Origin of the sequence: Streptomyces sp. NPDC001068 (assembly GCF_042897315.1) — a bacterium.
Taxonomy (GTDB): Bacteria; Actinomycetota; Actinomycetes; order Streptomycetales; family Streptomycetaceae; genus Streptomyces.
In genome coordinates, this window is record NZ_JBIAYD010000013.1 from 35,075 (window position 1) to 61,703 (window position 26,629).

Below are 26,629 nucleotides of genomic sequence, written 5' to 3' on the forward strand. Positions count from 1 at the left end.
GGAGCCGCGGGCGGCGGCGTCAGCGGGTGCGGCGTGTCCTTGACGGGACTCTGATGACCTCGGGTCCGTGGGGGCCGGCTGCGGCTCGTCACGCCGCTCGGGTGCGCTGCGGCCACCCCTGTCAAGAAGTCATCAAAGTCGAACCCGCTCGCGCGAAGAACGCGCAAGGAATGGCCGTTTCTGGCGGAGGCGGGACAGAACCTAGTCGCATCGCGCGGTACTGCCGCGCGCGAAGGCATGTCCCGTCCGTTAAGGAGCACCCTTCCATGTCCGTACTGACCACCGAAACGGGCGCCGTGCCCGCCGGTGAGGAGCCGCCCGATACCGATGAGCGGCATCGCCTCACCGCCGTCACCGGGCTCGCCGCGCTGTCGCTGGACGCGATGGCGTCGGTGGCGTACGGGCCGGAGGCCATCGTGCTGGTGCTGGCCGCCGCCGGTGCGCACGGGCTCGGCTTCACGCTGCCAGTCACGCTCGCCATCGCTGCCCTGCTGGCGGTGCTCGTCGCGTCCTACCGGCAGGTCATCGCGGCCTTCCCGGACGGGGGAGGGGCCTACGCCGTGGCCCGCAGGCATCTCGGCGCCCGGACCGGTCTGGTCGCCGCGGCGTCCCTGGTGCTCGACTACGTGCTCAACGTCGCCGTCGCCGTCACGGCCGGTGTCGCCGCGCTCACCTCCGCCTTCCCGGCGCTGTACGCCGACCGGCTCTGGATCTGCCTGGCCGTGCTGGTGCTGGTCACCGGTGTGAACCTGCGCGGCATCGTGGAGTCGGCCAAGGCGTTCATCGTGCCGACCGCGGTGTTCGTGGGGTCGATCTTCGTGCTGATCGTCGTGGGGCTCTTCCGGTCGGGACCGGTCAGCACCGCCACCGCGGCCGGGCATGCCTCCGTCCTCGCCGACAACGCCACCAGTGTCGGCACCCTGCTTCTGCTGAAGGCTTTCGCCTCCGGCTGCGCCGCGCTCACCGGCGTCGAGGCCATCGCCAACGCCGTGCCCTCCTTCCGGGCGCCACGCGTCCGGCGGGCCCAGCACGCGGAGATCGCCCTCGGGGCCGTGCTCGGCGCGATGCTGATCGGTCTCTCGGTGCTGATCTCCCGCTTCCACCTCCAGCCCGTCGAGGGCGTGACCGTCCTCGCACAGCTCGCCGACGCCTCGCTCGGGCACAACTGGGGCTTCTACGTCATCCAGTTCGCCACGATGATCCTGCTCGCCCTGTCCGCGAACACCTCGTTCGGCGGGCTTCCGGTGCTGCTCAAGCTGCTCGCCCGGGACAACTACCTGCCACACGTCTTCGCGCTCAAGGCCGACCGGCAGGTGCACCGGCACGGGGTGCTCGCCCTGGCCGTCGTCTCGGCCGCGCTGCTGGTGTTCTCCGGCGGCGACACCAACACGCTGGTGCCGCTGTTCGCCATCGGTGTCTTCGTCGGCTTCACGATCGCCCAGGTGGGCATGGTGCGGCACTGGCGGCTGGAGCGCGGGCCGGGCTGGCGCGGGAAGGCGCTGCTCAACGGCTTCGGGGCGGTCCTGACCGGGGTCGCCACCGTCGTCGTCACCGCAAGCAAGTTCACCGACGGCGCCTGGCTCGTCGTCGTCACGCTGCCGCTGCTGGTCGCGGCCTTCGGCGCCGTACGTCGCGCCTATGGGCGGATCGGTGAGCGGCTCGGGCTCGGGCGGATCCCGGAGGCACCGCACCGCGAGCGGTCGGTCGTGATCGTGCCGGTGTCGGCGCTGTCCCGGCTCACCTCCCAGGCGCTGTCGGCGGCCGCCTCCCTCGGCGACGAGGTCCGGGCCGTGACCGTCTGCCACCCCGACCCCGAGGACCGGGCTCAGCTGCACGCCCTGGAGCGCGCCTGGGCCGAATGGGACCCCGGGGTGCCGCTGGTCCGGCTTACCTGTGAGCGGCGCACCCTGGGCCGTCCCATCGCCGCGTACGTCCGCGAGGTCAGCGCGGCCGAGCCGGCCACCCAGGTGACCGTGCTGATCCCGGAGACCGAGCCGGAGCGGCTGTGGCAGCGGCTGCTGCAGAACCAGCGGGGCTCCGTCGTCGCGCACGCCGTGCGCCGGGAGACCGACGCGGTGATCTGCCGGCTGCGGTTCCGCATCTCCTGACGCCCACCCCGGCACCTTGCCCGCCCGCCCGTGCAGACCACGGGCGGGCGGACGTGTCCGGGCGCCCTGTTCCCCCAGTTCAGGGTGGTACGGGGAGCCGGACGGCCGTCTCCGGTCGCGGGTGGGTCGGCCGGGCGTAAGAGTCGCGTCAAAGGCGTGAACGGCGCCGTAAGGGAGCCGTCAACGGCGGTCGAATCCGGCCACGGAGGCGGTTTGCTCTAACCGTCCAAGTCCGTTCCGAATCTCATCCAGGAGTTCACGATGGCCGATCTGGCCTTCGTCGTCACCGTGCTCGCGGGTTTCGCGCTGGTGGCCCTCGTCGCCAAGGGGGTGACCAAGCTGTGACCGCCGAGAACATCGTCGGCCTCGTCGTGGCCGTCGCCCTGCTGGGCTATCTCGTCCTCGCCCTGATCTTCCCGGAGAGGTTCTGAGACAGACATGGGTCCCGTAACCGCCGCCGTGCTCCAGCTCGCCGCGCTCATAGGCGCGCTCGCGCTCTGCTACGTCCCCTTCGGCAACTACATGGCGAAGGTCTACTCCTCCGACAAGCACCTGCGTGTCGAGAAGTGGATCTACAAGAGCATCGGCGCCAACCCCGGCACCGAGATGCGCTGGCCCGCCTATCTGCGCGGTGTCCTCGCCTTCTCCGCCGTCAGCGTCCTCTTTCTCTACCTGCTCCAGCGGCTCCAGGGCATCCTGCCCGGTTCGCTCGGCTTCTCCTCGGTCAACCCGGCGCAGTCGTTCAACACGGCCGTCTCCTTCGTGACCAACACGAACTGGCAGTCGTACTACGGCGAGCAGACCATGGGTCACGTCGTGCAGACCGCCGGTCTGGCCGTGCAGAACTTCGTCTCCGCGGCCGTCGGTATCGCCGTCGCCGTGGCGCTGGTGCGCGGCTTCGCGCGCTCGCGCACCGGTGAGATCGGCAACTTCTGGTCCGACCTGGTCCGGGGTGTCGTCCGCATCCTCCTGCCGTTCTCGGTGATCGCCGCGGTGATCCTCGTCGCCTGCGGTGCCATCCAGAACTTCTCCGGCATCCACGAGGTCGGCCAGTTCATGGGCGGCTCGCAGCAGTGGAACGGCGGCGCGGTCGCCTCCCAGGAGGCCATCAAGGAGCTGGGCACCAACGGTGGCGGTTACTTCAACGCCAACTCCGCCCACCCCTTCGAGAACCCGACGCCCTTCACCAACCTGTTCGAGATCTTCCTGATCCTGCTGATCCCGTTCGCGCTGACCCGCACCTTCGGTGTGATGGTCGGCTCGGTCAAGCAGGGTTACGCGATCCTCGCGACCATGGGTGCCATCTGGCTCGGCTTCACCGCGCTGATGATGTGGACCGAGTTCGCCCACCACGGCCCGGCGCTCCAGGCCGCGGGCGGGGCGATGGAGGGCAAGGAGGTCCGCTTCGGGGTCGGCGGCTCGTCGATCTTCGCGGTGGCGACCACGCTCACCTCGACCGGCGCTGTGGACTCCTTCCACAGCTCGTTCACCGGCCTCGGCGGCGGGATCACCATGCTCAGCATGATGCTGGGCGAGATCGCTCCCGGCGGTACCGGTTCCGGCCTCTACGGCATCCTGATCATGGCGATCATCGCGGTGTTCATCGCCGGTCTGATGGTCGGCCGCACGCCCGAGTACCTGGGCAAGAAGATCGGCTCCCGCGAGATCAAGCTGTCGGCGATCTACATCCTGATCACGCCTGCGCTGGTGCTCGTCTTCACGGCGATCTCCATGGCCCTGCCGACCCCGCCGCACTCCATGCTCAACCCGGGTGCCCACGGGTTCTCCGAGGTGCTGTACGCCTTCACCTCGGCGGCCAACAACAACGGCTCGGCCTTCGCCGGCCTGAACGCGAACACCGACTGGTACAACACCATGACCGGACTCGCGATGCTGTTCGGCCGCTTCCTGCCGATGGTGTTCGTGCTGGCGCTGGCCGGCTCGCTCGCCGAGCAGCGGCCCGTCCCGGCCACGGCCGGCACCCTGCGCACCGAGAAGCCGCTCTTCACCGGCCTGCTCGTCGGCGCGATCCTGATCATCACCGGTCTGACCTACTTCCCGGCCCTGGCGCTGGGCCCGCTGGCCGAGGGGCTGGCGTCGTGACCACCCGAACGGAAGCCCACGAGGACACCATGTCCACACCCACCCTTGCGCCCCACCAGGACGCGCCGACCGGGCACAAGCCCGCCGAAGGCCGCGTCGGCGCGGGCCTGTTCGACCCCAAGCAGCTGATCAGCTCGCTTCCCGAGGCCTGCCGGAAGCTCCACCCGCGGGTCATGGTCAAGTCGCCCGTGATGTTCGTGGTCTGGGTCGGCTCGATCCTGACCACCGTCTTCTCCTTCAAGGACCCGGGCGACTGGTTCGGCTGGACGATCAGCGCCTGGCTCTGGCTGACCGTCATCTTCGCCAACCTCGCGGAGGCGGTCGCCGAGGGCCGCGGCAAGGCCCAGGCCGACACCCTGCGCAAGGCCAAGACCGACACCGTCGCCCGGCGGCTGGTCGGGGACACCGAGGAGCAGGTGCCCGGCACCGAGCTCAAGATCGGTGACCTGGTCGTCTGCGAGGCCGGCGACATCATCCCCGGCGACGGCGACGTCGTCGAGGGCGTCGCATCGGTCGACGAGTCGGCGATCACAGGTGAGTCGGCCCCGGTCATCCGTGAGTCCGGCGGTGACCGGTCCGCGGTCACGGGCGGTACCAAGGTGCTGTCCGACCGGATCGTCATCAAGATCACGACGAAGCCCGGCGAGACCTTCATCGACCGGATGATCAGCCTGGTCGAGGGCGCGTCCCGGCAGAAGACGCCCAACGAGATCGCGCTGAACATCCTGCTCGCCTCGCTGACCATCGTCTTCCTTCTGGCCGTCGCCACCCTCCCGCCGTTCGCCGACTACGCGGGCACCCACCTGACGATGGTCGTGCTGGTCGCCCTGCTGGTCTGTCTGATCCCGACCACCATCGGCGCCCTGCTCTCCGCGATCGGCATCGCCGGCATGGACCGGCTGGTGCAGCGCAACGTGCTGGCCATGTCCGGCCGCGCGGTCGAGGCCGCCGGTGACGTCTCCACGCTGCTGCTCGACAAGACCGGCACCATCACCCTCGGCAACCGTCAGGCCTCCGAGTTCGTGCCGGTGAGCGGCAGCACCGAGGCCGAGGTGGCCGACGCCGCCCAGCTGTCCTCGCTGGCCGACGAGACCCCCGAGGGCCGCTCCGTCGTCGTCCTGGCGAAGGAGAGGTACGGGCTGCGCGAGCGGCACCAGGGTGAGCTGACGCACGCCGAGTGGATCGCCTTCACCGCCCAGACCCGTATGTCGGGTGTGGACGTCGACGGCCGGAAGATCCGCAAGGGCGCGGCCGGTTCGGTCATCGCCTGGGTCCGTGAGCAGGGCGGCACGGTCGCCGAGGACGCCGACACCCTCGCCGACCGGATCTCGGAGTCCGGCGGCACCCCGCTGCTCGTAGCGGTCGAGGACGGTCAGGGTGCCCGCGTCCTGGGCGTCATCCACCTCAAGGACGTCGTCAAGGACGGCATGCGGGAGCGGTTCGAGGAACTGCGTCGCATGGGCATCAAGACCGTGATGATCACGGGTGACAACCCGCTGACCGCCAAGGCCATCGCGGAGGAGGCGGGCGTGGACGACTTCCTCGCCGAGGCCACTCCCGAGGACAAGATGGCCCTCATCAAGCGGGAGCAGGCGGGCGGCAAGCTGGTCGCGATGACCGGTGACGGCACCAACGACGCGCCGGCCCTCGCGCAGGCGGACGTCGGCGTGGCCATGAACACGGGCACGTCGGCCGCGAAGGAGGCCGGCAACATGGTCGACCTCGACTCCAACCCGACCAAGCTCATCGAGATCGTCGAGATCGGCAAGCAGCTGCTGATCACCCGTGGCGCGCTGACCACGTTCTCCATCGCCAACGACGTCGCGAAGTACTTCGCGATCATCCCGGCCATGTTCGCCGTGGTCTACCCGGGCCTGGACAAGCTCAACATCATGCACCTGTCCTCGCCCAGCTCCGCGATCCTGTCCGCGGTCATCTTCAACGCGCTGATCATCATCGCGCTGGTGCCGCTCTCCCTGCGGGGCGTCCAGTACAAGCCGGTCAGCGCCGACAAGATGCTCCGCCGCAACCTGGGGATCTACGGCCTCGGCGGTCTGATCGCCCCCTTCATCGGCATCAAGATCATCGACCTGCTCATCTCCCTCATCCCCGGAATCGGCTGATCGCCATGAACAATTCGGTTACCAACACCGCTCGGCTGCTCTGGGCGGGCCTGCGTGCCCTGCTCGTGCTGACCCTGGTGACGGGCGTCGTCTATCCGCTGGTCGTCACCGGCATCGCCCAGGCCGCGTTCCACGACAAGGCGAACGGCTCCGAGATCAAGTCGGACGGCAAGGTCGTCGGCTCGTCCCTGATCGGGCAGTCGTACAACCTGCCGCTGAAGAAGGGCCAGGAGACCCCGGACGCGGCCCTGAAGTGGTTCCAGGGACGCCCGGCCAACGGCCTCGGCAGCAACAGCATCAACACCCGGTACAGCCTGATCCTTTCGGGTGCGACCAACCTGGCCGCCGACAACAAGGTGCTGATCCAGCAGGTCAAGGACGCCAAGGCCGCGGTCGTCAAGGACAACTCGGTGGCCGGCTACACGGTCGAGCCCTCCCAGGTGCCCGCCGACGCCGTCACCTCCTCGGGCTCCGGCCTCGACCCGGCCATCTCCTCGGCCTACGCGGAGCTCCAGGTCCACCGGATCGCGGCGAAGAACCACCTCTCCGTCGACCAGGTGGAGAAGCTGGTGAAGGACCACACCGACGGCCGTACCCTCGGCTTCATCGGGGAGCCCCAGGTGAACGTCCTCGAACTCAACATCGCGCTGAAGGAACTGATCAAGGGCAGCTGATGACCCGAGTGCTGGTCGTGGAAGACGACCCTCAGCTCGTACGGGCACTCGTGATCAACATGCAGGCACGCCAGTACGGAGTGGACGCGGCGCCCGACGGCGCCACGGCCCTCCGGCTGGCGGCCGCGCGTCAGCCGGACGTGGTGATGCTCGACCTCGGACTGCCCGACATGGACGGGGCCGACGTCATCAGGGCGCTGCGCGGCTGGACCCGTGTACCGATCCTGGTGCTGTCGGCGCGGCAGGCCTCCGACGAGAAGGTCGCCGCGCTCGACGCGGGCGCCGACGACTACATCACCAAGCCGTTCAGCATGGACGAACTGCTAGCCCGGCTCCGGGCGGCGGTCCGCCGTACGGAGGACGCGCCGCTAGCCCCCGAGACCACCCTGGTGGAGACCGACCACTTCACCATCGATCTGCTCGCCAAGAAGGCCGTACGCTCCGGCCACGACATACGCCTGACCCCCACCGAGTGGCACCTGCTGGAGATCCTGGTCACCAACCCGGGGCGGCTCGTCACGCAGAAGCATCTGCTGCAAGAGGTGTGGGGGGTCTCGCAGAGCAACAAGACCAACTATCTCCGGGTGTACATGGCCCAGCTCCGCCGCAAGCTGGAGGCGGACCCCTCACACCCCCGGTATCTGATCACCGAGCCCGGCATGGGCTACCGCTTCGAAGGATGACATGGCACGCGGCAGGCTCCGGATCTATCTCGGTGCGGCACCCGGCGTGGGCAAGACCTACGCCATGCTCTCCGAGGCCCATCGCAGGATCGAACGGGGCACCGACTGTGCCGTCGCGTTCGTCGAGCACCACAACCGGCCGCGCACCGAGGTGATGCTGCACGGTCTGGAGCAGATCCCGCGCCGGGAACTGGACTACCGGGACACGGTGTTCACGGAGATGGACGTGGACGCCGTGCTCGCGCGCCGCCCCCAGGTGGCCCTCGTCGACGAACTCCCGCACAGCAACATCCCCGGCTCCCGCAACGCCAAGCGCTGGCAGGACGTCGAGGAACTGCTGGCCGCCGGGATCGACGTCGTCTCCACCGTCAACATCCAGCACCTGGAGTCGCTGGGCGACGTCGTCGAGTCCATCACGGGCGTACGGCAGCAGGAGACCGTGCCCGACGAGGTGGTACGGCGCGCGGACCAGATCGAACTGGTCGACATGTCACCGCAGGCGCTGCGTCGGCGCATGGCGCACGGCAACATCTACAAGCCGGACAAGGTCGACGCGGCCCTGTCCAACTACTTCCGGCCCGGCAACCTCACCGCCCTGCGCGAACTCGCGCTGCTCTGGGTCGCGGACCGCGTCGACGAGTACCTGAACGAGTACCGCAGCGAGCACCAGGTCTCGAAGATCTGGGGCTCACGGGAGCGGATCGTCGTCGGCCTGACCGGCGGCCCGGAGGGGCGGACCCTGATACGGCGGGCCGCACGGCTGGCCGAGAAGGGCGCCGGCGGCGAGGTGCTTGCCGTCTACATCGCCCGCAGCGACGGCCTGAACTCGGCCTCCCCGAAGGAACTCGCCGTCCAGCGCACCCTGGTCGAGGACCTCGGCGGCACCTTCCACCACGTCCTCGGCGACGACGTCCCGAGCGCCCTGCTCGACTTCGCCCGCGGAGTCAACGCCACCCAGATCGTCCTCGGCGTCTCCCGGCGCCGCAGCTGGCAGTACGTTCTCGGACCGGGCGTCGGGGCCACGGTCGCCCGCGACTCGGGACCCGACCTCGACGTCCACCTCATCACCCACGCCGAGGCGGGCAAGGGGCGGCTGCCGCTGGCCCGTTCGGCGCGGCTCGGCCGGTCCCGGATCATCTGGGGCTGGCTGGCCGGCGTCCTCGGGCCGGTCCTGCTGACCTGGCTGCTGACCAGTGCCGCGCCGGAGGTGGGCCTGGCCAACGACATGCTGCTGTACCTCACCCTGACGGTCGCCGCGGCCCTGCTCGGCGGGCTGCTCCCGGCGCTCACCTCGGCGCTCGTCGGCTCCCTGCTGCTCAACTGGTTCTTCACCCCGCCCGTCCACACACTCACCATCGCGGACCCCAAGAACATCGTCGCCATAGCGATCTTCGTCGGGGTCGCGGTGTCGGTGGCGTCCGTGGTGGACCTGGCGGCCCGCCGTACCCAGCAGGCGACCCGGCTGCGCGCCGAGTCCGAGATCCTCTCCTTCCTCGCGGGCAGCGTGCTGCGTGGCGAGACCGGCCTGGCGGAACTGCTGGAACGGGTCCGCGAGACGTTCGGCATGGAGTCGGTGGCGCTGCTGGAGCGGACGGACGACGTCGCACCGTGGACCTGCGCCGGCAGTGTCGGGCCCCGGCCCTGCCGGACCCCGGAGAACGCGGACGTCGACATGCCGGTCGGCGACCACATGACCCTCGCCCTGTCCGGGCGGGTGCTGCCGGCCTCCGACCGGCGGGTGCTGGCCGCGTTCGCCGCCCAGGCCGTCGTCGTGCTCGACCGGCAGCGGCTCCAGCTGGAGGCGGACCGGGCCAAGGAGCTGGCGGAGGGCAACCGTATCCGCACCGCGCTGCTGGCCGCCGTCAGCCACGACCTGCGCACCCCGCTGGCCGGCATCAAGGCGTCGGTGTCGTCGCTGCGTTCGGACGACGTCGAATGGTCCGAACAGGACCGGGCGGAACTCCTGGAGGCGATAGAGGCGGGCGCCGACCGGCTCGACCACCTCGTGGGGAACCTCCTCGACATCACCCGGCTGCAGACCGGCACCGTCACACCCATCGTCCGCGAGGCCGACCTGGACGAGGTGGTGCCGATGGCGCTGGGCGGGGTCCCCGAGGACAGCGTCGAGCTGGACATCCCGGAGACGCTCCCCATGGTCCATGTCGACAAGGGGCTGCTGGAGCGGGTGGTGGCCAACGTGGTCGAGAACGCGGTGAAGTACAGCCCGGCGGACACCCTCGTACTGGTGAAGGCCAGTTCCATGGCCGACCGGGTGGAGGTCCGGGTGGTGGATCGCGGACCCGGCGTCCCGGACGAGGCCAAGGAGCGCATCTTCGAGCCGTTCCAGCGGTACGGCGACGCACCGCGCGGTGCCGGTGTCGGCCTCGGCCTGGCCGTGGCCCGGGGCTTCACCGAGGCGATGGGCGGCACCCTCACGGCCGAGGACACCCCCGGCGGCGGGCTCACGATGGTGCTGAGCCTGCCGCTGTCCCCGGGACGGAGACCGGGGCGGCCGGAGCTCTCGGCGGCCGTGACGTCGTAACGTCCCGCCCTTCGGCACGTCCGTCAGCAGGGCAACTTCCCCGTGTTCAGCGGCAGATGCCAGGCGTTGCGACGCCGCGCGGCCGCCAGTGACTCCTCCAGCGGGGACGGCGGGATCGCGAGGACCGGGCAGTGCGCGTGGGTCAGGCAGTAGCGGGTGACGCGGCCCGAGAAGGCCCGGTGCCAGCCGCGCCGCCCCGCGCCGACGACCAGGATGTCGTCCTCGCGATCCGCCGTCTCCACCAGGGCCAGGCCGGGCGTGGCGCGGACGACGAGACCGTGCAGCGGAACGCCGGCGGGCGTCGCCTCGCCGAACACCTCGTCGAGCACGACGAGCAGCCGTTCGCGGGCCAGCCGCTGCCATTCCTCGACCAGCGCCGGCGGCGCGGGGGAGCGGCGGGCCGCCAGCTCGCCGCCCGGCGGCTCCCAGGCCAGCACCGGCCACAGCTCCGCCTCCTGCCGCCGGGCCTCCGCGGCGGCCCGGCACAGGGCCGTGACACTGCCCAGCGAACCGCTCACACCGACGACGACCCGACGGGACGGGCAGGTGTCGTATCCGGACATGTCTTCACCGTACTTCCGCAGCGGACCCCGGGCGTGCCCCGGGGACGGACCGCCTCCATGACACTCCCGGAGCGGTGCGCGGGCCAGCCCCGCAGCCGCTTCCTGTCACACCTCTGACGCCCGCGACCAGCGTCGACGGACCCTCCGTCAGCGTCCCGTCAACGTCGCCGCGATCACCGTCAGCGTCCCGTCATGAAGCGTCGGAGGAGTGCCGGGGCCGGGCATAGCGTCATGGGCGAGCCCCCGGTCAGCCTCCCCGCGTCCGGGGCACCAGCTCCTACCTGTAGCAGGAGGCATTCCATGTCAGAGCTCTTGTGCGGTGACGATCCGGAACCTTCCGATCGCTTCCCGGCCGGACCATTGTTCGTACCGGTCCGGCCGGGACCCGCGGGGTGCGCGGCCCGGCTCTTCCGCACCCCCCTCGGCGAGCGGACCGCCGTCGGTTTCACCTCGGCCCGCAACCTCGCCGCCACGCTCGGCCCCGACCAGGCCTGGATCCGGCTCGCCGAACCCGCGCTGCGTGCCCTGACCGCACCGCTCGGCGTCACCACCGTCACGGTCGATCCCCAGCTGTCCGCACCGGCGCCGGCCCCGGTGTCGATCCCGGTGGCGCCGCTCGCGCCCGTCGCCGCGTCACTGCGGATCGCCCGAACCGCCTGAACCGTCCGAGAGGGGAGCGGTCGATGACCACCCTGCACGAACCCGTCCTCACCACCACGCCCGCCGATCTGTCGGTGTGGCCCGCCTCCACCACCGAGTCCCGGCCGGGCGACCTGGCCGTGGGCGGTGTCCCGCTCGCCGAGATCGCCGACCGGTTCGGCACCCCCGTCTACGTCCTGGACGAGAACGAGGTCCGCGAGCGCTGCCGCACCTACCGGGACGCCTTCCCGGACGCCGAAGTCCTCTACGCGGCCAAGGCGTTCCTGTGCCGCGCGATGGTCCACTGGACCGAGGAGGAGGGCCTCGGCCTGGACGTCTGCTCGGCCGGCGAGCTGGAGCTCGCGGTCACCACCGGGTTCCCGCCGGACCGCATCGTGCTGCACGGCAACGCCAAGTCGCCGCGCGACCTGGACACCGCGCTGCGGCTGGGCGTCGGGCGGATCGTGATCGACAGTCCCTCGGAGATCGCCCGGCTCGCCGCCGCCGTCGGTCCCGGCGGACACCAGAGGGTGATGGTCCGGGTGGTGCCCGGCATCAGCGCGGGCGGCCACGCGAAGATCCGCACCGGCACCGAGGACCAGAAGTTCGGCATGTCCATCGCCGACGGCTACGCCCAGCACGCCATCGCCCGGATACTGGACCAGCCGCAGCTCGAACTCACCGGCCTTCACTGCCACCTGGGGTCCCAGATCACCACCGTCAAGCCCTACCTGGCCGCGGTGCGCCGGGTGGTCGGGCTCATGGCCCGGCTGCACGAACAGCACGGCCTGGTGCTGCCCGAGCTGGACCTGGGCGGCGGTCACGGCATCGCCTACCGGCCGGGTGAGGAGGCCCTCGACCTCACCGCCCTGGCCCGCCGGGTGCGCGCCGAGCTGACGGAGGCGTGCGGAGCCGCCGGTCTGCCGGTGCCCCGCCTCATCATCGAACCGGGACGGGCCATCGTCGGTCCTGCGGGGATCGCCGTGTACCGGGTCCTCGCCGTCAAGAAGACCGGCGAGCACACCTTCGCCGCCGTCGACGGCGGGATGAGCGACAACCCGCGGCCCGCGCTGTACGGCGTCCGGTACGCGCCCCGGCTGGTCGGCCGCGCGAGCGCCGCGCCGGCCGCCCCGGTGACCGTCGTGGGACGGCACTGCGAGGCGGGCGACGTCCTGGCCACGGACGTCGAACTCCCCGCCGACCTGCGCCCCGGCGACCTGCTCGCGGTCCCGGTGGCCGGTGCCTACCACCTGTCGATGGCCTCCGGCTACAACCTGGTGGGCCGCCCGCCGGTCACCGCCGTCCGGGACGGCCACGCCCGCCTGCTGGTCCGACGCGAGTCCCTGGACGACATCCGCCGCCGGGACGTCGGCCTGTAGCCCGGCCCGTCCCCGATACCCACCTCCGGGCGAGCGGCGGCCCGGCCCCCGCCCGGAGGTGCTCCAAGGCCCCCTGAGAGACACGTTCGTGAGGAAGAGGTCCCTGTGACGATCGAGAACATCGTCGGGCTGATCGTCGCGGTCGGCCTGCTGGCCTACCTCGTGGTGGCCCTGATCAAGCCGGAGCGTTTCTGATGACCGCCCCCGCACCCGTACGTGAGTGACCCGCCGGCACGGTACGACCGCCAGACCCGGAAGCCGGCCGCCGGATCGGCGCCGGCCTGCTCGACCCCCAGCAGCTGTGGCGGGCCCTCCCGGCCGCGCTGCGCAGGCTCAACCCGGTGACCCTGGCCCGCAACCCGGTCATGTTCGTCACCGAGATCGGCGCGGCCCTGACCACCGGCCTCGCGATCGCCCGTCCGTCCGGGTTCGGCTGGCTGATCACCGTATGGCTGTGGCTGACCGTCGTCTTCGCCAACCTCGCCGAGGCGGTCGCCGAGAGCCGGGGCCGCGCCCAGGCCGACACCCTGCGCGGGATGCGCCGCCAGACCGTCGCCCGCCGGCTCACCGGCCCGTCGGACGGCCCGTACACCGAGGAGAGCGTCGGCGCCGGCGAGTTGCGGCGCGGTGACCTCGTGGTCGTCGAGGCGGGGGAGCTGGTGCCCGGTGACGGCGATGTCGTCGAGGGCGTGGCCAGCATCGACGAGTCCGCGATCACCGGCGAGTCGGCACCGGTCATCCGCGAGTCGGGCGGTGACCGCTCCGCCGTCACCGGCGGCACCCGGGTGCTGTCCGACCGGATCGTCGTGCGGATCACCCAGGAGCCCGGCCAGTCCTTCCTGGACCGGATGATCTCCCTGGTCGAGGGCGCCGACCGGAAGAAGACCCCGAACGAGCTCGCCCTCAACCTGCTGCTCGTGATGGTGACCTTCGTCTTCCTGGTCGCGGTCCTCACGCTCCAGCCGTTGGCGATCTTCTCCAAGGAGTTCATGTCGGCCGCGCCCGACACCCAGGCGCTCACCGCCGACGGCGTCACCGGCATCGTCCTGGTCTCCCTGCTGGTCTGCCTGATCCCGACCACGATCGGCGGACTGCTCTCCGCGATCGGCATCGCCGGCATGGACCGGCTGGTGCAGCGCAACGTGCTCGCCATGTCGGGCCGCGCGGTCGAGGCGGCGGGCGACGTCAACACGCTGCTGCTCGACAAGACCGGCACCATCACCTACGGCAACCGGCGGGCGAGCGCCCTGCTGCCGGTCGGCTCGGTCCTGGGACGCGATCTCGCCGAGGCCGCGCTGCTGTCGTCGCCGGCGGACGAGACTCCCGAGGGCCGCTCGATCGTCGAGTACGTGCAGGGGCAGTTCTCTCTCGCGGCCGCCGAACCCGAGGGCGCGGAGTGGGTCGCCTTCACGGCCGTGACCCGGATGTCCGGCGTGGACCTGCCGTCCGGCCGACGGCTGCGCAAGGGCGCGGCCACCGCGGTCGCCGACTGGGTCACGGAGAACGGCGGCACCGTACCGGTCGCCCTGGCGGCCTGCGTCGAGCAGGTCTCGGCCTCCGGCGGCACCCCGCTCGCCGTGGCCGAGGCCCCGGGCGACGGCCCGGCCCGGGTGCTCGGCGTCGTCCACCTCAAGGACGTCGTCAAGCCCGGCATGCGCGAACGCTTCGCGGAGCTGCGCCGGATGGGCATCCACACGGTCATGATCACCGGCGACAACCCGGTCACCGCGCGGGTCATCGCCGAGGAGGCGGGCGTCGACGACTTCCTCGCCGAGGCCACCCCCGAGGACAAACTCGCTCTGATCAAGAAGGAGCAGGCGGGCGGCAAGCTGGTCGCGATGACCGGTGACGGCACCAACGACGCGCCTGCGCTCGCCCAGGCGGACGTCGGGGTGGCGATGAACACGGGCACGTCGGCCGCGAAGGAGGCCGGCAACATGGTCGACCTCGACTCCGACCCCACGAAGATCATCGACATCGTCGAGATCGGCAAGCAGCTCCTCATCACCCGGGGCGCGCTCACCGCGTTCTCCATCGCCAACGACATCGCCAAGTACTTCGCGATCCTCCCGGCGATGTTCGGCGGGGTCTACCCGGCCCTGGACGCGGTCAACATCATGCGGCTGCACTCACCGGCCTCGGCGATCCTGTCCGCGGTCATCTTCAACGCCGTCATCATCGTCGTGCTGATCCCGCTGGCCCTGCGCGGTGTCCGCTACCGGCCCAGCAGCGCCGACGCCCTGCTCACCCGCAACCTGTGGATCTACGGCATGGGCGGACTCGTGCTGCCCTTCCTCGCGATCAAGCTCATCGACTTCGCGGTCGTCCAGTTCATTCCGGGGCTCTGACTCATGAACTTCCTCTCCAGAACGCCCTCCTGGATCGGCCACCACGTGGCGGCGGTCCGGGTGGTCATCGTCCTCACCGTGGTGCTGGGCCTCGCCTACCCGCTGGCCATGACGGCGATCGCGCAGGTCCCCGGTCTGCGGGACGACGCGCGGGGCCGTACCTCGCTGATCGGCCAGTCCTTCCTCGACGAGAAGGGCGACCCGATCCCGTACTACTTCCAGTCCCGGCCCTCCAACGCCGGTACCGGCTACGACGCCTCGGCCTCCTCGGCCGGCAACCTCGGCCCCGAGTCGACCGTCGACGTCCTCGGCCCGGACGGCAGGCAGAGCCTGCTCACCCAGGTCTGCGCCCGCAGCAGGGCGGTCGGTGAACTGGAGCACGTCGACGGCTCCCGCCCGTACTGCACCTCCGACGGGGTCGGCGCCGTCCTCGGCGTGTTCCGTGACGGCGGTACGACCGGGAAGGCGACCCGGGTGGTGAGCCTGGACCAGGCCTGCCCCGCCAAGCCGTTCCGAGCCGCCTACGAGGGCGTCACCGTCACCTGCGCCAAGCCCGGCGAGGACTACGGCGCGGCTGTCGTCACCCCCGTCCGCGGAGACGCGCCCGCCCACCCGGAGGTCCCCGCCGACGCCGTCACCGCGAGCGCCAGCAGCCTTGACCCGCAGATCAGCCGGGCCTACGCCCTGCTCCAGACCCCGCGCGTCGCCCGCGAACGCGGCATGGGCGAGGCTGCCGTGGACCAGCTGGTCGGGAAGTACACCACCGGCCGGGCCTTCGGCATCCTCGGCGAACCCGCGGTGAACGTCGTCCAGTTGAACGCGGCCCTCGACCGACGCATCCCGTGAAGGGAGCCTGACCCCATGTACGGCTGGCTTCAGGCCACCTTGATCCTCGCCGTGGTCGTGGGACTGCACGTCCCGCTCGGCGACTACATGGCCCGCGCTCTCGACGACGGTCCGCACCACCGCGCCGAACGCGTCCTCCACAAGCTCTGCGGAGTCGACCCGGACCGCGAACAGGACTGGCTGCACTACCTGTTCGCCCTGCTCGCCTTCAGCCTGGTGAGCATCGCCGCGCTGTTCGCGCTCCTCACCCTCCAGGGCGGCCTGCCCTGGTCCACCGGCCACGCCGGGCTGCCCTGGCGGCTCGCCCTGCACACCGCCGTCAGCTTCACCACCAACACCAGCTGGCAGAACTACGCGGGCGAGTCCACCACCGGGCACCTCGCCGCCATGGCCGGCCTGGGCGTGCAGGCCTTCGCGTCGGCCGCCGTCGGCATCTGCGCCGCGCTGGCCCTGACCCGGGGACTCGTGCGCCGGGACACGGACCGGCTCGGCAACTTCTGGGTCGACCTGATCCGTACGGTCTTCCGGGTCGTCCTGCCGCTGTCCGTCGTCTCCGGGATCATCCTCATCGCCCTCGGCGTCCCGCAGAACCTCATGGACCCGCACACGGTCACCACCGTCGCTGGCGGACAGCAGACCGTGCCCGGCGGCCCGGTCGGCTCCTGGGAACCGCTCAAGCTGCTGTCCGGCGACGGCGGCGGCGTCTTCAACGCCAACAGCGCGCACCCCTTCGAGAACCCGTCCGCGTTCACCGACGCGATCGAGATCGTGCTCATGCTGCTGATCCCGACCGCCTTCATCCGCACCTACGGCCGCATGATCGGCTCCCTGCGGCAGAGCTGGACCCTGCTCACGGTCGTCGGCATCCTCTTCGGCCTGCTCCTGGCGGCCGGCAGCCTCGCCCAGGGCGCCCACACCGGCACGGTGACCGAGGCCGTCGGCGGACCGTACGAGGGCACCGAGACCCGCGTCGGCGTACCCGGCTCCACCCTCTTCGGCATCGCCGCCACCGGCTCCGCCGACGGCGCGGCGAACGCGTCGTACGACAGCTTCTCCAGCCTCGGCGGCGGGGTGCTGCTGTCCGCGATGATGCTCGGTGAGATCGCGCCCGGCGGCACCGGCAGCGGACTGTACGGCCTGATCATGGCGGTGCTGATCGCCGTGTTCGTCGGCGGACTGATGGTCGGCCGGACCCCCGAGTACCTGCGCAAGCGGATCGGGTTCCCGGAGATGCGCTACGTCGTTCTCTACGCGCTGGTCGCCCCGACCGCCATCCTCGGCTGTGCCGCCCTCGCGGTCGCGCTCGGCGACGGACCAGTCGTCCATGGGCAACCCGGGACCGCACGGCCTGACGGAGCTGGTGTACGCCTACACCTCCAACGTCAACAGCAACGGCAGCGCGATGGCCGGCTTCAACGGCGCCACCGACTTCCACAACCTGCTGATGACGGCGGCGATGCTCATCGGACGCTATGCGCCCATGGTGTTCCTGCTGGCCCTGGCCGGCCGGCTGGCCCGCCAGCAGCCCGGCGTGGTCACCGTCGGCACCCTCCAGGCCCGCGGCGTCAACTTCGTCGCCCTGGCCACCGGAGCAGCGGTCATCCTCGCGCTGCTCAACTTCCTGCCCGCACTGTCCCTCGGCACGCTGGCGGAGGGGCTCCTCTAGAGACTCCCGGACGGGCCGGCCTCCCTCACCCACACCGGCCGACCCGTCCGGGCTTCCCCCACGGGCGGCCGCCCACGGCCCGAAGGACACTGTTGCCGACCGTTCCACCGGCCGTGATGGGGGCCCGATGGCGTATGGCCTGGCACGTCGTCAACTGAGACCGAAGGTTCCGCTGCGCCCGGGCGAGGGCGACACACACGGTCTGACCAGTCTGCAGGGGCTGGCCGCGCTCTCCCTCGACGCGCTCAGTTCGGTGGCGTACGGTCCCGAGGCGATCGTGCTGGCCCTGGTGGTCGCCGGTACCGGCGCGATCACCGCGACCCTGCCCATCACCCTGGCGATCACCTTCCTGCTGGCCACGCTCGTCGTCTCGTACGGCCAGGTCATCGCCGTACACCCGGACGGCGGTGGCGCCTACGCCGTCGCCAAGACGGATCTGGGCGGCACCACGAGCCTGCTCGCCGCCGCCAGCCTGGTCGTGGACTACGTCCTCACCGTCGCCGTCAGCCTCGCGGCCGGCGCCGACGCGCTCGCCTCGGCCTTCCCCTCCCTGGGCCGGGACAAGCTGCTCGTCTGCCTGATCGGCCTCGCCCTGCTGGCGGCCGTGAACCTGCGGGGCGTCGCGGAGAGCGCCCGGGTGCTGATGCTGCCGACGCTGCTCTTCATCGTCCTGGTCCTCGGCGTGATCCTGGTCGGCCTCGCGCTGCGCTCCCACCCGGTCGCCGTGGTCGGTACGGACCACCCCGTGCACGCGACCGAGGCGCTGGGCCTGCTGGTGATCCTCAAGGCGTTCTCGTCCGGCTGCTCGGCCCTGACCGGTGTGGAGGCCATCGCCAACGCCGTGCCCACCTTCCGGCCCCCCAAGGTCGGACGCGCGCAGCGCACCGAGCTGATGCTGGGGGCGCTGCTCGGCGTCATGCTCGTCGGCCTGGCGATCCTCATCCACCGCGACCACGTGGCCCCGCGGGGCGGGGTGACCGTCCTCGCCCAGCTCACCGCGGGGGCCTACGGCACCGGCTGGCCCTACTACCTGACCAACCTCGTCGTCACCCTGGTCCTCGGGCTGGCCGCCAACACCAGCTTCGGCGGGCTGCCGGTGCTGCTGAGCCTGCTCGCCCGCGACCACCGGCTGCCGCACCTCTTCGGCCTGCGCGCCGAACGTCCGGTCTACCGCTACGGCGTGGTGGCCCTCGCCCTGCTGGCCGCACTGCTGCTGCTCGCCACCGACGCCGACACCCACCGGCTGCTGCCGCTCTTCGCGATCGGCGTCTTCATCGGTTTCACCCTCAGCCAGGTCGGCCTGGTGAGGCACTGGGCGACCCTGCGCCCGCCCCGCTGGAGGCGCAGGGCGCTGATCAACGGCACCGGCGCGCTGCTCACCACCCTCGCCGGGGTCATCCTGCTGTTCACCAAGTTCCTCGGCGGGGCCTGGGTGGTGGTGCTCGCCGTACCGCTGCTGATGCTGCTGTTCGCCCGCATCCAGCGCTACTACACCGCCGTGGGGCAGGAGCTGGGTCTCGGCCGCGTCCCGCAGGCCCCGGCCCGGCACACCGGCAGCCTGGTGATCGTGCCGATCGGCGAGGTCAGCAAGCTCGCCCGGCACGCCCTCGGCGCCGCCCTCGCCCTGGGCGACGAGGTGGTCGCGGTCGCGGTGCACGCCGACCCCGTCAGGTCCCGCGCCCTGGAGGCGGCCTGGCAGCGGTGGAACCCCGGGGTGCGCCTGGACATCGTGAACAGCCCGCACCACTCGCTGGTGCAGCCGATCGTCGACTACGTCCACCGGGCGGCGGAGGGCGGCCGTCAAGTCGCCGTTCTCATCCCCGAGGTGGAGCCCAGACACCGCCGCTACGAGATCCTCCAGAACCAGCGCGGCCTGCTGCTCGCCACCGTGCTGCGGGCCCGCACCGACGTCGTGGTCTGCCTGCTCCCGTACCGCCTGAAGCTGTAGCACGCGTGCCTTGCCGGGCTTCCGACGGCTCCTTACAGTGCGCCTCGTAATATTCGCCGACCTCGCCGAAAGTTTCGGTGACGGCTGTGGAGGGGCACGCGCATGCGGACGTACGACAACCCGGTCATCCCCGGATTCCACCCCGACCCGAGCGTGTGCCGGGTAGGGGAGGACTACTACCTGGTGTGTTCCAGCTTCGAGTACTTCCCCGGTGTCCCGCTCTTCCACAGCCGGGACCTGGTGCACTGGCGGCAGCTCGGCAACGTGCTGGACCGGCCTGGCCAGTTGGCGCTGCCGGACGACACGCCGGCCTCCGGCGGGGTGTACGCCCCGACGATCCGGCACCACGACGGGCTCTTCCACGTCGTCACGACCGTCGTCGGCGCGGGCGACGGCGCGAGCGGCAATCTCCTGGTCACCGCCGAGCGGCCCGAGGGGCCCTGGTCCGACCCGGTGTGGATCGACGTCCCCGGCATCGACCCCGATCTCGCCTGGGACGAGAACGGCGACTGCTGGTGCGCGGTGGCCGGAGTGTCCGTGGCCCGGATCGACACCCGGACCGGGAAGGTACTGGAAGGGCCGCTGCCCATGTGGTCCGGGACGGGACTGCGCGACCCCGAGGCGCCGCACCTGCACCGGGTCGGGCAGTGGTGGTACCTGCTGGTCGCCGAGGGCGGTACCGCCCTCGGGCACGGGGTGTCCGTGGCCCGCGCCCGCTCACCGCGCGGACCCTGGGAGCCCGCCCCGGCCAACCCCCTGGTCTCCCACCGCGGTTCACCGGAGCCCGTCCAGTGCACCGGCCACGCCGACCTGGTGCGGGCCGCCGACGGCAGCTGGTGGGCGGTGCTGCTGGGCACCAGGCCGCGCGGCTGGTTCCCGGAGTTCCACGTCCTCGGCCGGGAGACGTTCCTGGCCCCGGTGGAGTGGGTGGACGGCTGGCCGCGGATGGGGCCGGTGCGGGAGCGGGAGCAGGCCCCCGGGGCCTGGCACCCGGTCGAACAGCCGCCCGCGCGCGACGACTTCACGGCGCCCGCGCTCGCACCCCACTGGATCTCCCCGCGCAGCCGCCCGGACGGTTCCTGGTCGCTGTCCGAGCGGCCCGGCCGGCTGACGCTCACGGCCACCGGGGGCAGCCTGGACCGGCCCGGTCACACCTTCGTCGGCCGCCGCCAGCAGCACCCGGACTGCCGCGCGGCCGCGCGGCTCGAGGCGGGCTCGGCCCGTGCGGGTCTCTCGGTCCGCGTGGACGAGGCCCACCACTACGACCTGGAGGTGGGCGGCGGGACGGTGAGCGCGGTGGTCCGGATCGGGCCGCTGCGCCAGACGGTCGCCGAACAGCCGTTGCCGCCGGGCCCGTTGACGCTCGTCATGGAGATGAGCACGGATCGGGTGCCGCCGCCCACCGGTACCGTGCCGGGGAACCGGGAGGCGACCGGGGTCCGCCCCGGCGGGCCCGACGCGGTGACCCTCTCGGTCGAGACGTCCGACGGTGTCGTCCGGCTGGCCGAACTCGACGGCCGTTATCTCTCCACCCAGGTCGCGGGCGGCTTCACCGGCCGGGTCGTCGGCATGTACGTCACCGAGGGCCGGGCCGCCTTCGACTGGTTCGAGTACGCCCCCGTCGGGCGGGTCGACTGCGCGGCACCCTGACACTCCCGACCCGCGAACGGCCGGTTACCGGGAGTGATCACCCCTGGACGCACGTCGGGGCCGGTGCGCACCGTGCGTGTGCGTCCGGCCCCTGCTGATCACCGGGCGGAGCGGTGGGGCCGCCCGGGGGTGGTGCGGTGTCCGTCAGGCGGCGGTCATGACGCTGCCGGCGCCGACCGGACGGTGCGGTGCGATGATCTGGCCGTCGGGCAGGAGCTCACCGGTGTCCTCGAAGAGCAGGACGCCGTTGCACAACAGGCTCCACCCCTGCTCCGGGTGGTGCGCCGTCAGACGGGCGGACTCCCGGTCGGCGGATTCTGCTGTCGGGCACGGTGGCTGGTGCTGGCACATGGGTGGGGTCTCTCGCTCTGTCGTGGTCATCTCGGTCCCCCGTGGTCATGAGTCGTACGGAAACCAGTGTTGCCCTCCGGGCGGTGTTCCGCAGGGATTTGGCCGCACCGCCTCTCACAGACTGGAGACGCGTCACTCGCGCGGACGGTTCATCTCGGCCGGGCTGCCAATTCGGATGGTTCCGCATGGCCGGATGGGGCTAGTCAGATCGACGGAGCGCGGTCATCCGGCTCCGAGGAGCGGGTAATTGCTCGTACGAGCGGTATATGCGCTTACCGTCGCCCCGTGAATTGACGGGTGGAAATACGACCGTACCCCGTCACTCGTTCGAGGGTGACGGGGTGCGGCGGGTGACGTGCTCAGGCGGGCGTGATCAACAGGGGTGCCGCGGTGGCCCGATGGGTCAGCACCGGGAGCAGTTCGGCCACCGGGTGCGGGCGGTGGGCCGCGATGCCGGGCGGGGCCGGTGCGAGCGGAACGAGCAGGTCGTCGGCGGCCGGGTGGCCCTCGGCGCCGTCCGCGGTGCAGTCGCCGTGCAGCCACAGGGTGAGCATGTACAGGCTGGGCAGCGACAACAGCCGCGGCTGGTAGGTCTGTTGGAGGGCCTCGGCCTGGTGCAGGGCCCGCTCGGTGGAGGAGATGTAGGGGCCTTCGAAGAAGTGCGAGAAGGCCCAGCCGTCCGCGGTGAGCATGGTGTCGGCCGCGGCCACCGCGCGCTCGCCGCAGCGGATCAGGAAGCGCCAGCCGGCCAGCCGGGTGGCGGACATGCCCTCCGCGGCGATGCTGTCCAGGACGTGCACGGGCAGGGGCAGTTCGGGGGTCGCAGGTCCCTGGGCGGTGCGCAGGGAGGGGGTGCGGGCCTCGCTGACCGCGGTGGGGGAACCGAGGGCGGTGAGGACGGAACGCAGGGCGGGCGCGGGGGCGTGCGGGACGTGCAACGGCATGGTGGGTCGCCTCTCATTCGACAGGCGCGGCGGCGCGAGGGCGGGGCGGACGGCGCTGTCAGCTCAAAGGGAGGTCAGAGAGGCGGGGGCCCGGCTCGGTGAAGAGAGGTGCGGGCGTTCTCCGCCGCACGTCATTCAAAGGACAGGAACCAGACCGTGGGCGCCAGCCTTCTGCCTTGTTCGCGGAGTTTATACGACGCCTGTTCAGGCGGCGTTTCACCGGGACCTTTCACAGAAGAGAGCAAGGCGCAATTCGGCCGTCGTTACGTGCTCAATCCTCCCGATTTCCGGCCCGTCGCAACCGTGCTGACCTCGCAATACGAGGTTCTCGCGGTCGGCCGAATGTCGTCGGCGTTTTTCACGAGGACTTCGGGGAACCCGCAGTTGCATGATGCCCCATGCCCCGTGAATGTGCCGCGGGACACATTCCAACAGACTAGCGGCTACCTGTGGCGCGCGCGACGTTATCGATCGCCTCCGGTGGGCATCATCCCACCTGGACCCGGGACCACCGGCGGCCGGAACCCCGGTCCGCCCATTCGAGGAGGGACGCTTCGATGGGGGAGAAGGTCGTGGCGGGCCGGTTCGACCTGTCCGATCGCCAGCGCTATCGCGACAAGCTCCGGGACTGTCTGTCGGGGCTGGAGCGACTGCTGGTGGAGAAGCGGTTCGACCGCCCCAAGAACCTCATGGGCGTCGAGATCGAATTGAATCTCGCAGGCGCGGACGGCCTGCCGAGAATGTTGAACGGACAGGTTCTCGAACGTATCGCGAGCCGTGATTTCCAGACAGAACTCGCCATGTTCAACCTGGAAGTCAACATAGCTCCACACCGGCTCGGTGGCCGGGTATTCGACCGGCTGGACGAGGAACTCCGCACCTCGCTGGCGTACGCCGACCGCAAGGCGGGCGAGGTGGCCGCCGGGATCGTCATGATCGGTATCCTGCCCACGCTGGAGCGGGACGACCTGGTCTCCGCGAACCTCTCCGAGGTCGACCGGTACACCCTGCTCAACGACCAGATCGTGGCCGCCCGGGGCGAGGACTTCGTACTCGACATCGAGGGCGTCGAGCACCTCAGGTGCACCTCGAAGTCGATCGTCCCGGAGGCCGCCTGCACCTCCGTCCAGCTGCACCTCCAGGTCACCCCGGCCCGGTTCGCCGACGTGTGGAACGCCGCCCAGGCCGCCTCGGCCGTCCAGATCGCCGTGGGCGCCAACTCCCCCTTCCTCTTCGGCCACGAACTGTGGCGGGAGTCCAGGCCCCCGCTGTTCCTCCAGGCCACGGACACCAGGCCGCCCGAACTCCAGGCGCAGGGCGTACGGCCCCGCATCTGGTTCGGCGAACGCTGGATCAGCTCCGCCTACGAGCTGTTCGAGGAGAACCTGCGCTTCTTCCCGCCGCTGCTGCCGATCTGCGACGAGGAGGACCCACTGGCCGTGCTGGACGCGGGCGGGGTGCCCAAACTGTCCGAACTCGTCCTGCACAACGGCACGGTGTACCGCTGGAACCGGCCCGTGTACGGCATCGCCGACGGCGTCCCGCACCTGCGCGTGGAGAACCGCGTCCTGCCGGCCGGGCCGACCATCACCGACGTCATCGCCAACGCGGCGTTCTACTACGGCCTGGTACGCGCCCTCGCCGAGGAGTCCCGCCCGGTGTGGACCCGGCTGCCGTTCGCCGCGGCCGAGGCGAACTTCGACGCGGCGTGCCGGCACGGCATCGACGCGCGGCTGGTGTGGCCGAGGAAGGGCCGGTACGGCGGCGGTACGACCGAGGTGGACGCCGTCACCCTGGTCCGCGACGAACTGCTGCCGCTGGCGGCGGCGGGGCTGGACGCCTGGGGCGTGGAGGCCGCCGACCGGGACCTGTACCTGGGCGTGATCGAGGAGCGGTGCCGGCGGCGGGTGAACGGGGCGTCCTGGCAGGCGGCGACGTTCCACCGCGCGGTCGAGCGGGGGCTGCCGAGGGACGAGGCGCTGGCCGCGATGACGCGGCGCTACGCGGAGCTGATGAACGCCGGGGAGCCGGTGCACACCTGGCCGGTGGGGTTACCGGAGCCGGTGCTGACGGGCTGAGGGGGGCCGCAGGGGGTGCCCCGGGCCTTCGCCGCGACGACGGCGGGGGTCGGCCGCGCCTGTCCTCGGTCGATCGGGCAAGCTGTGACGTCCGATGACCGTTGGAGGCAGGAGTGCAGGTGGAGGCGGACCAGGTGGCCGGTGCTTACCCGCTGGAACGGCCCTCGCGGCGCATGTTCAGGGACGAGACGCTGCTCGTGCTCGGGCTCTCGCTCGGCGCGAGCGGCGTGTCCGCGCTGATCAGCTTCGTCGGATCGGTCACCCGACCGGGCGGACTCAAGGACCAGGCCGCCACCCTCAACGCGTCCGCCGCGCCCGGGCGTCCCTGGCTGGATCTCGCCTGGCAGCTGTTCGGGATCGCGAGCGCCCTCGTCCCCGTCCTGCTGGTCGCCCACCTCCTCCTCAGGGAGGGGGCGAGCCTGCGCACGCTCGGCTTCGACCGCACCCGGCCCTGGCCCGACCTCGGACGCGGGGCGGGGATCGCGGCGGTGATCGGCAGTTCCGGGATCGCCTTCTACCTCGCCGCGCGCGGCCTCGGCTTCAACCTCACGGTGGTGCCGGAGGCGCTGCCGGACGTGTGGTGGAAGTACCCCGTGCTGATCCTCTCCGCGATGCAGAACGCGATCCTCGAAGAGGTCATCGTCGTCGGCTATCTGCTGCGCCGGCTGGACGGGCTGGGGTGGAGCGCGGGCACGGCGCTGGTGGCCAGCGCCGTGCTGCGCGGGTCGTACCACCTCTACCAGGGGATCGGCGGCTTCGTCGGCAACATGGTGATGGGCGTGGTCTTCGTCTACCTGTACCGGCGGTGGGGCCGGGTCGGCCCCCTGGTGGTGGCCCACTCCCTGCTCGACATCGGCGCGTTCGTCGGCTACGCGCTGCTGGCGGGCCGGGTCGGCTGGCTGCCTACGGCGTGAGCAGTTCCCCGTCGATCACGGTGACGGCCCGTCCGGTGAGCAGGGTGCGGTCGCCGCGCAGCGCGGTGCGCACGAAGCCGGTGCGGCGGGAGGCCTGGAGCCCGGTCAGGTCGGGCCGGCCGAGCCGGGCCGACCAGTGCGGGGCGAGCGCGGTGTGCGCGCTGCCGGTCACCGGGTCCTCGTCGATGCCGACGTTGGGGAAGAAGCAGCGGGAGAGGTAGTCGTAGCCCTTCGCCGGGTCCTCGGCGCGCGCGGTGGCGATGATCCCGCGCGTGGAGTAGGCGCCGAGCGCCCTGAGGTCGGGGGAGAGGCCGAGCACGGTCTTCTCGTCGGCGAGTTCGAGGAGCAGGTCGCCGACGTGGGGTCCGGTGTCGAAGGCGGCGACGGGTTCGGCGCCGAGTGCGTCGGCGACGCCGTCCGGTGTCTCGACCCGGGTGAGCGGGGCGGTGGGGAAGTCCAGGGTGACCGCGCCGTCCGCGGTGGGTGTCGCGATCAGCACCCCGCTGCGGGTGGCGAACCGGACGGGGCCCGCGTGACCTTCCGCGGTACGCAGTACGTGGGCCGTGGCCAGCGTGGCGTGTCCGCACATCGCCACCTCGGTGACCGGCGTGAACCACCGCAGTGCCCAGTCGGCGTCGCCTCCCGGTGGCAGGGGGTGGGCGAAGGCGGTCTCGGCGTGGTTCACCTCCATGGCGACGTGCCGCATCCACTGGTCGTCGGGGAAGGCGTCGAGCAGCACGACACCGGCCGGGTTCCCGGCGAACGGCCGCTCGGCAAAGGCGTCGACGATACGAATCCGCATACCCGGACGCTAGGCCCACCCCAGCCCCCCGACCAACCCCAACCCGCCCCCGAAAGAACCGCACGAACCCCCCCGACGGCGCCGATCGGGGGCGCGGGGAACTGCGCGAGACCCCACGACGGCGCGGCAGTGTCGATCCGGCCGCAGCCCGGACGCGCCGATCGGGGGCGCGGGGAACTGCGCGAAACCCCACGACGGCGCGGCAGTGTCGATCCGGCCGCAGCCCGGACGCGCCGATCGGGGGCGCGGGGAACTGCGCGAAACCCCA

At 71.4% G+C, this 26,629-nt stretch carries 21 protein-coding genes and 1 pseudogene; 18 read left to right on the top strand and 4 right to left on the bottom strand.

The window, feature by feature from the left end:
- Nucleotides 1–266: 266 nt before the first annotated feature.
- From ACFY3I_RS32945 to ACFY3I_RS32975, 7 genes are all read left to right on the top strand, one after another.
- Complete coding sequence (locus ACFY3I_RS32945) at nt 267–2,108, top strand: APC family permease (RefSeq protein ID WP_390864699.1); 1,842 nt, start codon at nt 267–269, stop codon at nt 2,106–2,108.
- 341 nt (nt 2,109–2,449) lie between these two features.
- Nucleotides 2,450–2,539, top strand: coding sequence for a K(+)-transporting ATPase subunit F (gene kdpF / locus ACFY3I_RS32950; protein WP_016434100.1), 90 nt, complete (start codon nt 2,450–2,452; stop codon nt 2,537–2,539).
- A gap of 7 nt (nt 2,540–2,546) precedes the next feature.
- Nucleotides 2,547–4,211 carry a potassium-transporting ATPase subunit KdpA gene (gene kdpA / locus ACFY3I_RS32955; RefSeq protein ID WP_390864700.1) on the top strand — a complete coding sequence of 555 codons (1,665 nt, stop codon included), beginning with the start codon at nt 2,547–2,549 and terminating at the stop codon, nt 4,209–4,211.
- A 29-nt stretch (nt 4,212–4,240) separates the two neighbouring features.
- On the top strand, nt 4,241–6,334 hold the full coding sequence (kdpB, locus tag ACFY3I_RS32960) for a potassium-transporting ATPase subunit KdpB (RefSeq protein WP_390864914.1): 2,094 nt from the start codon (nt 4,241–4,243) through the stop codon (nt 6,332–6,334).
- A 5-nt stretch (nt 6,335–6,339) separates the two neighbouring features.
- Nucleotides 6,340–7,008, top strand: a complete 669-nt coding sequence (locus ACFY3I_RS32965) for a potassium-transporting ATPase subunit C (protein ID WP_390864701.1) — start codon at nt 6,340–6,342, stop codon at nt 7,006–7,008.
- A complete protein-coding gene (locus ACFY3I_RS32970; protein WP_390864702.1) occupies nt 7,008–7,691 on the top strand; it encodes a response regulator in 684 nt (227 codons plus the stop codon). The genes ACFY3I_RS32965 and ACFY3I_RS32970 overlap by 1 nt, the downstream gene beginning before the upstream one ends.
- 1 nt (nt 7,692) lies before the next feature.
- Entirely contained in the window at nt 7,693–10,233 is a 2,541-nt protein-coding gene (locus ACFY3I_RS32975; RefSeq protein ID WP_390864703.1) for an ATP-binding protein, read from the top strand.
- Between the two features lie 23 nt (nt 10,234–10,256).
- Here ACFY3I_RS32975 and ACFY3I_RS32980 read toward each other — a convergent pair whose 3' ends face one another.
- Complete coding sequence (locus ACFY3I_RS32980; protein WP_390864704.1) at nt 10,257–10,796, bottom strand: universal stress protein; 540 nt, start codon at nt 10,794–10,796, stop codon at nt 10,257–10,259.
- Between the two features lie 300 nt (nt 10,797–11,096).
- Between ACFY3I_RS32980 and ACFY3I_RS32985 the strand changes: the two genes are divergently transcribed.
- From ACFY3I_RS32985 to ACFY3I_RS33025, 9 genes and pseudogenes are all read left to right on the top strand, one after another.
- Nucleotides 11,097–11,456: an SAV_915 family protein gene (locus ACFY3I_RS32985; RefSeq protein WP_390864705.1), complete on the top strand. Its 360-nt coding sequence runs from the start codon at nt 11,097–11,099 to the stop codon at nt 11,454–11,456.
- A 23-nt stretch (nt 11,457–11,479) separates the two neighbouring features.
- On the top strand, nt 11,480–12,814 hold the full coding sequence (gene lysA, locus ACFY3I_RS32990) for a diaminopimelate decarboxylase (protein ID WP_390864706.1): 1,335 nt from the start codon (nt 11,480–11,482) through the stop codon (nt 12,812–12,814).
- 105 nt (nt 12,815–12,919) lie between these two features.
- Nucleotides 12,920–13,009, top strand: coding sequence for a K(+)-transporting ATPase subunit F (gene kdpF / locus ACFY3I_RS32995; RefSeq protein ID WP_360493140.1), 90 nt, complete (start codon nt 12,920–12,922; stop codon nt 13,007–13,009).
- Nucleotides 13,010–13,083: 74 nt separating this feature from the next.
- Nucleotides 13,084–15,162, top strand: a complete 2,079-nt coding sequence (kdpB, locus tag ACFY3I_RS33000; protein WP_390864915.1) for a potassium-transporting ATPase subunit KdpB — start codon at nt 13,084–13,086, stop codon at nt 15,160–15,162.
- A 3-nt stretch (nt 15,163–15,165) separates the two neighbouring features.
- Complete coding sequence (locus ACFY3I_RS33005) at nt 15,166–16,008, top strand: potassium-transporting ATPase subunit C (protein ID WP_390864707.1); 843 nt, start codon at nt 15,166–15,168, stop codon at nt 16,006–16,008.
- Nucleotides 16,009–16,023: 15 nt separating this feature from the next.
- Nucleotides 16,024–17,286 (top strand): annotated as a pseudogene (gene kdpA / locus ACFY3I_RS33010) (potassium-transporting ATPase subunit KdpA); the annotation flags it as partial.
- 46 nt (nt 17,287–17,332) lie between these two features.
- Nucleotides 17,333–17,674: a potassium-transporting ATPase subunit KdpA gene (locus ACFY3I_RS33015; protein ID WP_390864916.1), complete on the top strand. Its 342-nt coding sequence runs from the start codon at nt 17,333–17,335 to the stop codon at nt 17,672–17,674.
- Between the two features lie 127 nt (nt 17,675–17,801).
- Entirely contained in the window at nt 17,802–19,622 is a 1,821-nt protein-coding gene (locus tag ACFY3I_RS33020) for an amino acid permease (RefSeq protein ID WP_390864708.1), read from the top strand.
- Nucleotides 19,623–19,724: 102 nt separating this feature from the next.
- Nucleotides 19,725–21,272, top strand: coding sequence for a glycoside hydrolase family 43 protein (locus ACFY3I_RS33025; protein ID WP_390864709.1), 1,548 nt, complete (start codon nt 19,725–19,727; stop codon nt 21,270–21,272).
- 144 nt (nt 21,273–21,416) lie between these two features.
- On the opposite strand, the gene ACFY3I_RS33030 is transcribed toward ACFY3I_RS33025, so the two are convergent.
- Both ACFY3I_RS33030 and ACFY3I_RS33035 read right to left on the bottom strand, forming a co-directional pair.
- Nucleotides 21,417–21,623: a DUF5999 family protein gene (locus ACFY3I_RS33030; RefSeq protein ID WP_363014973.1), complete on the bottom strand. Its 207-nt coding sequence runs from the start codon at nt 21,621–21,623 to the stop codon at nt 21,417–21,419.
- 359 nt (nt 21,624–21,982) lie between these two features.
- Nucleotides 21,983–22,567 (bottom strand): hypothetical protein, encoded by a 585-nt coding sequence (locus ACFY3I_RS33035; RefSeq protein ID WP_365285027.1) that lies wholly within the window; start codon nt 22,565–22,567, stop codon nt 21,983–21,985.
- Between the two features lie 557 nt (nt 22,568–23,124).
- On the opposite strand from ACFY3I_RS33035, the gene ACFY3I_RS33040 reads away from it, so the two are divergent.
- Nucleotides 23,125–24,645 (top strand): glutamate--cysteine ligase, encoded by a 1,521-nt coding sequence (locus tag ACFY3I_RS33040; RefSeq protein WP_365285028.1) that lies wholly within the window; start codon nt 23,125–23,127, stop codon nt 24,643–24,645.
- Between the two features lie 173 nt (nt 24,646–24,818).
- Nucleotides 24,819–25,559 (top strand): CPBP family intramembrane glutamic endopeptidase, encoded by a 741-nt coding sequence (locus tag ACFY3I_RS33045; RefSeq protein WP_390864917.1) that lies wholly within the window; start codon nt 24,819–24,821, stop codon nt 25,557–25,559.
- Here the strand turns inward: ACFY3I_RS33045 and ACFY3I_RS33050 are convergent.
- Nucleotides 25,549–26,361: a PhzF family phenazine biosynthesis protein gene (locus ACFY3I_RS33050; RefSeq protein WP_390864710.1), complete on the bottom strand. Its 813-nt coding sequence runs from the start codon at nt 26,359–26,361 to the stop codon at nt 25,549–25,551. The genes ACFY3I_RS33045 and ACFY3I_RS33050 overlap by 11 nt on opposite strands.
- Between the last annotated feature and the right edge of the window lie 268 nt (nt 26,362–26,629).

Bases quoted from the DNA above. Each gene is read 5' to 3' on its own strand.
- ACFY3I_RS32965 (WP_390864701.1), top strand. From the start codon at position 6,340: ATGAACAATTCGGTTACCAACACCGCTCGGCTGCTCTGGGCGGGCCTG.
- ACFY3I_RS33015 (WP_390864916.1), top strand. From the start codon at position 17,333: ATGGGCAACCCGGGACCGCACGGCCTGACGGAGCTGGTGTACGCCTAC.
- ACFY3I_RS33020 (WP_390864708.1), top strand. From the start codon at position 17,802: ATGGCGTATGGCCTGGCACGTCGTCAACTGAGACCGAAGGTTCCGCTG.
- ACFY3I_RS33005 (WP_390864707.1), top strand. From the start codon at position 15,166: ATGAACTTCCTCTCCAGAACGCCCTCCTGGATCGGCCACCACGTGGCG.
- ACFY3I_RS32975 (WP_390864703.1), top strand. From the start codon at position 7,693: ATGGCACGCGGCAGGCTCCGGATCTATCTCGGTGCGGCACCCGGCGTG.
- ACFY3I_RS32980 (WP_390864704.1), bottom strand. From the start codon at position 10,796: ATGTCCGGATACGACACCTGCCCGTCCCGTCGGGTCGTCGTCGGTGTG.
- ACFY3I_RS33035 (WP_365285027.1), bottom strand. From the start codon at position 22,567: ATGCCGTTGCACGTCCCGCACGCCCCCGCGCCCGCCCTGCGTTCCGTC.
- ACFY3I_RS32945 (WP_390864699.1), top strand. From the start codon at position 267: ATGTCCGTACTGACCACCGAAACGGGCGCCGTGCCCGCCGGTGAGGAG.
- lysA (WP_390864706.1), top strand. From the start codon at position 11,480: ATGACCACCCTGCACGAACCCGTCCTCACCACCACGCCCGCCGATCTG.
- ACFY3I_RS33030 (WP_363014973.1), bottom strand. From the start codon at position 21,623: ATGTGCCAGCACCAGCCACCGTGCCCGACAGCAGAATCCGCCGACCGG.
- ACFY3I_RS32985 (WP_390864705.1), top strand. From the start codon at position 11,097: ATGTCAGAGCTCTTGTGCGGTGACGATCCGGAACCTTCCGATCGCTTC.
- ACFY3I_RS33040 (WP_365285028.1), top strand. From the start codon at position 23,125: ATGGGGGAGAAGGTCGTGGCGGGCCGGTTCGACCTGTCCGATCGCCAG.
- ACFY3I_RS33045 (WP_390864917.1), top strand. From the start codon at position 24,819: ATGTTCAGGGACGAGACGCTGCTCGTGCTCGGGCTCTCGCTCGGCGCG.
- kdpA (WP_390864700.1), top strand. From the start codon at position 2,547: ATGGGTCCCGTAACCGCCGCCGTGCTCCAGCTCGCCGCGCTCATAGGC.
- ACFY3I_RS33025 (WP_390864709.1), top strand. From the start codon at position 19,725: ATGCGGACGTACGACAACCCGGTCATCCCCGGATTCCACCCCGACCCG.
- kdpB (WP_390864914.1), top strand. From the start codon at position 4,241: ATGTCCACACCCACCCTTGCGCCCCACCAGGACGCGCCGACCGGGCAC.
- ACFY3I_RS32970 (WP_390864702.1), top strand. From the start codon at position 7,008: ATGACCCGAGTGCTGGTCGTGGAAGACGACCCTCAGCTCGTACGGGCA.
- ACFY3I_RS33050 (WP_390864710.1), bottom strand. From the start codon at position 26,361: ATGCGGATTCGTATCGTCGACGCCTTTGCCGAGCGGCCGTTCGCCGGG.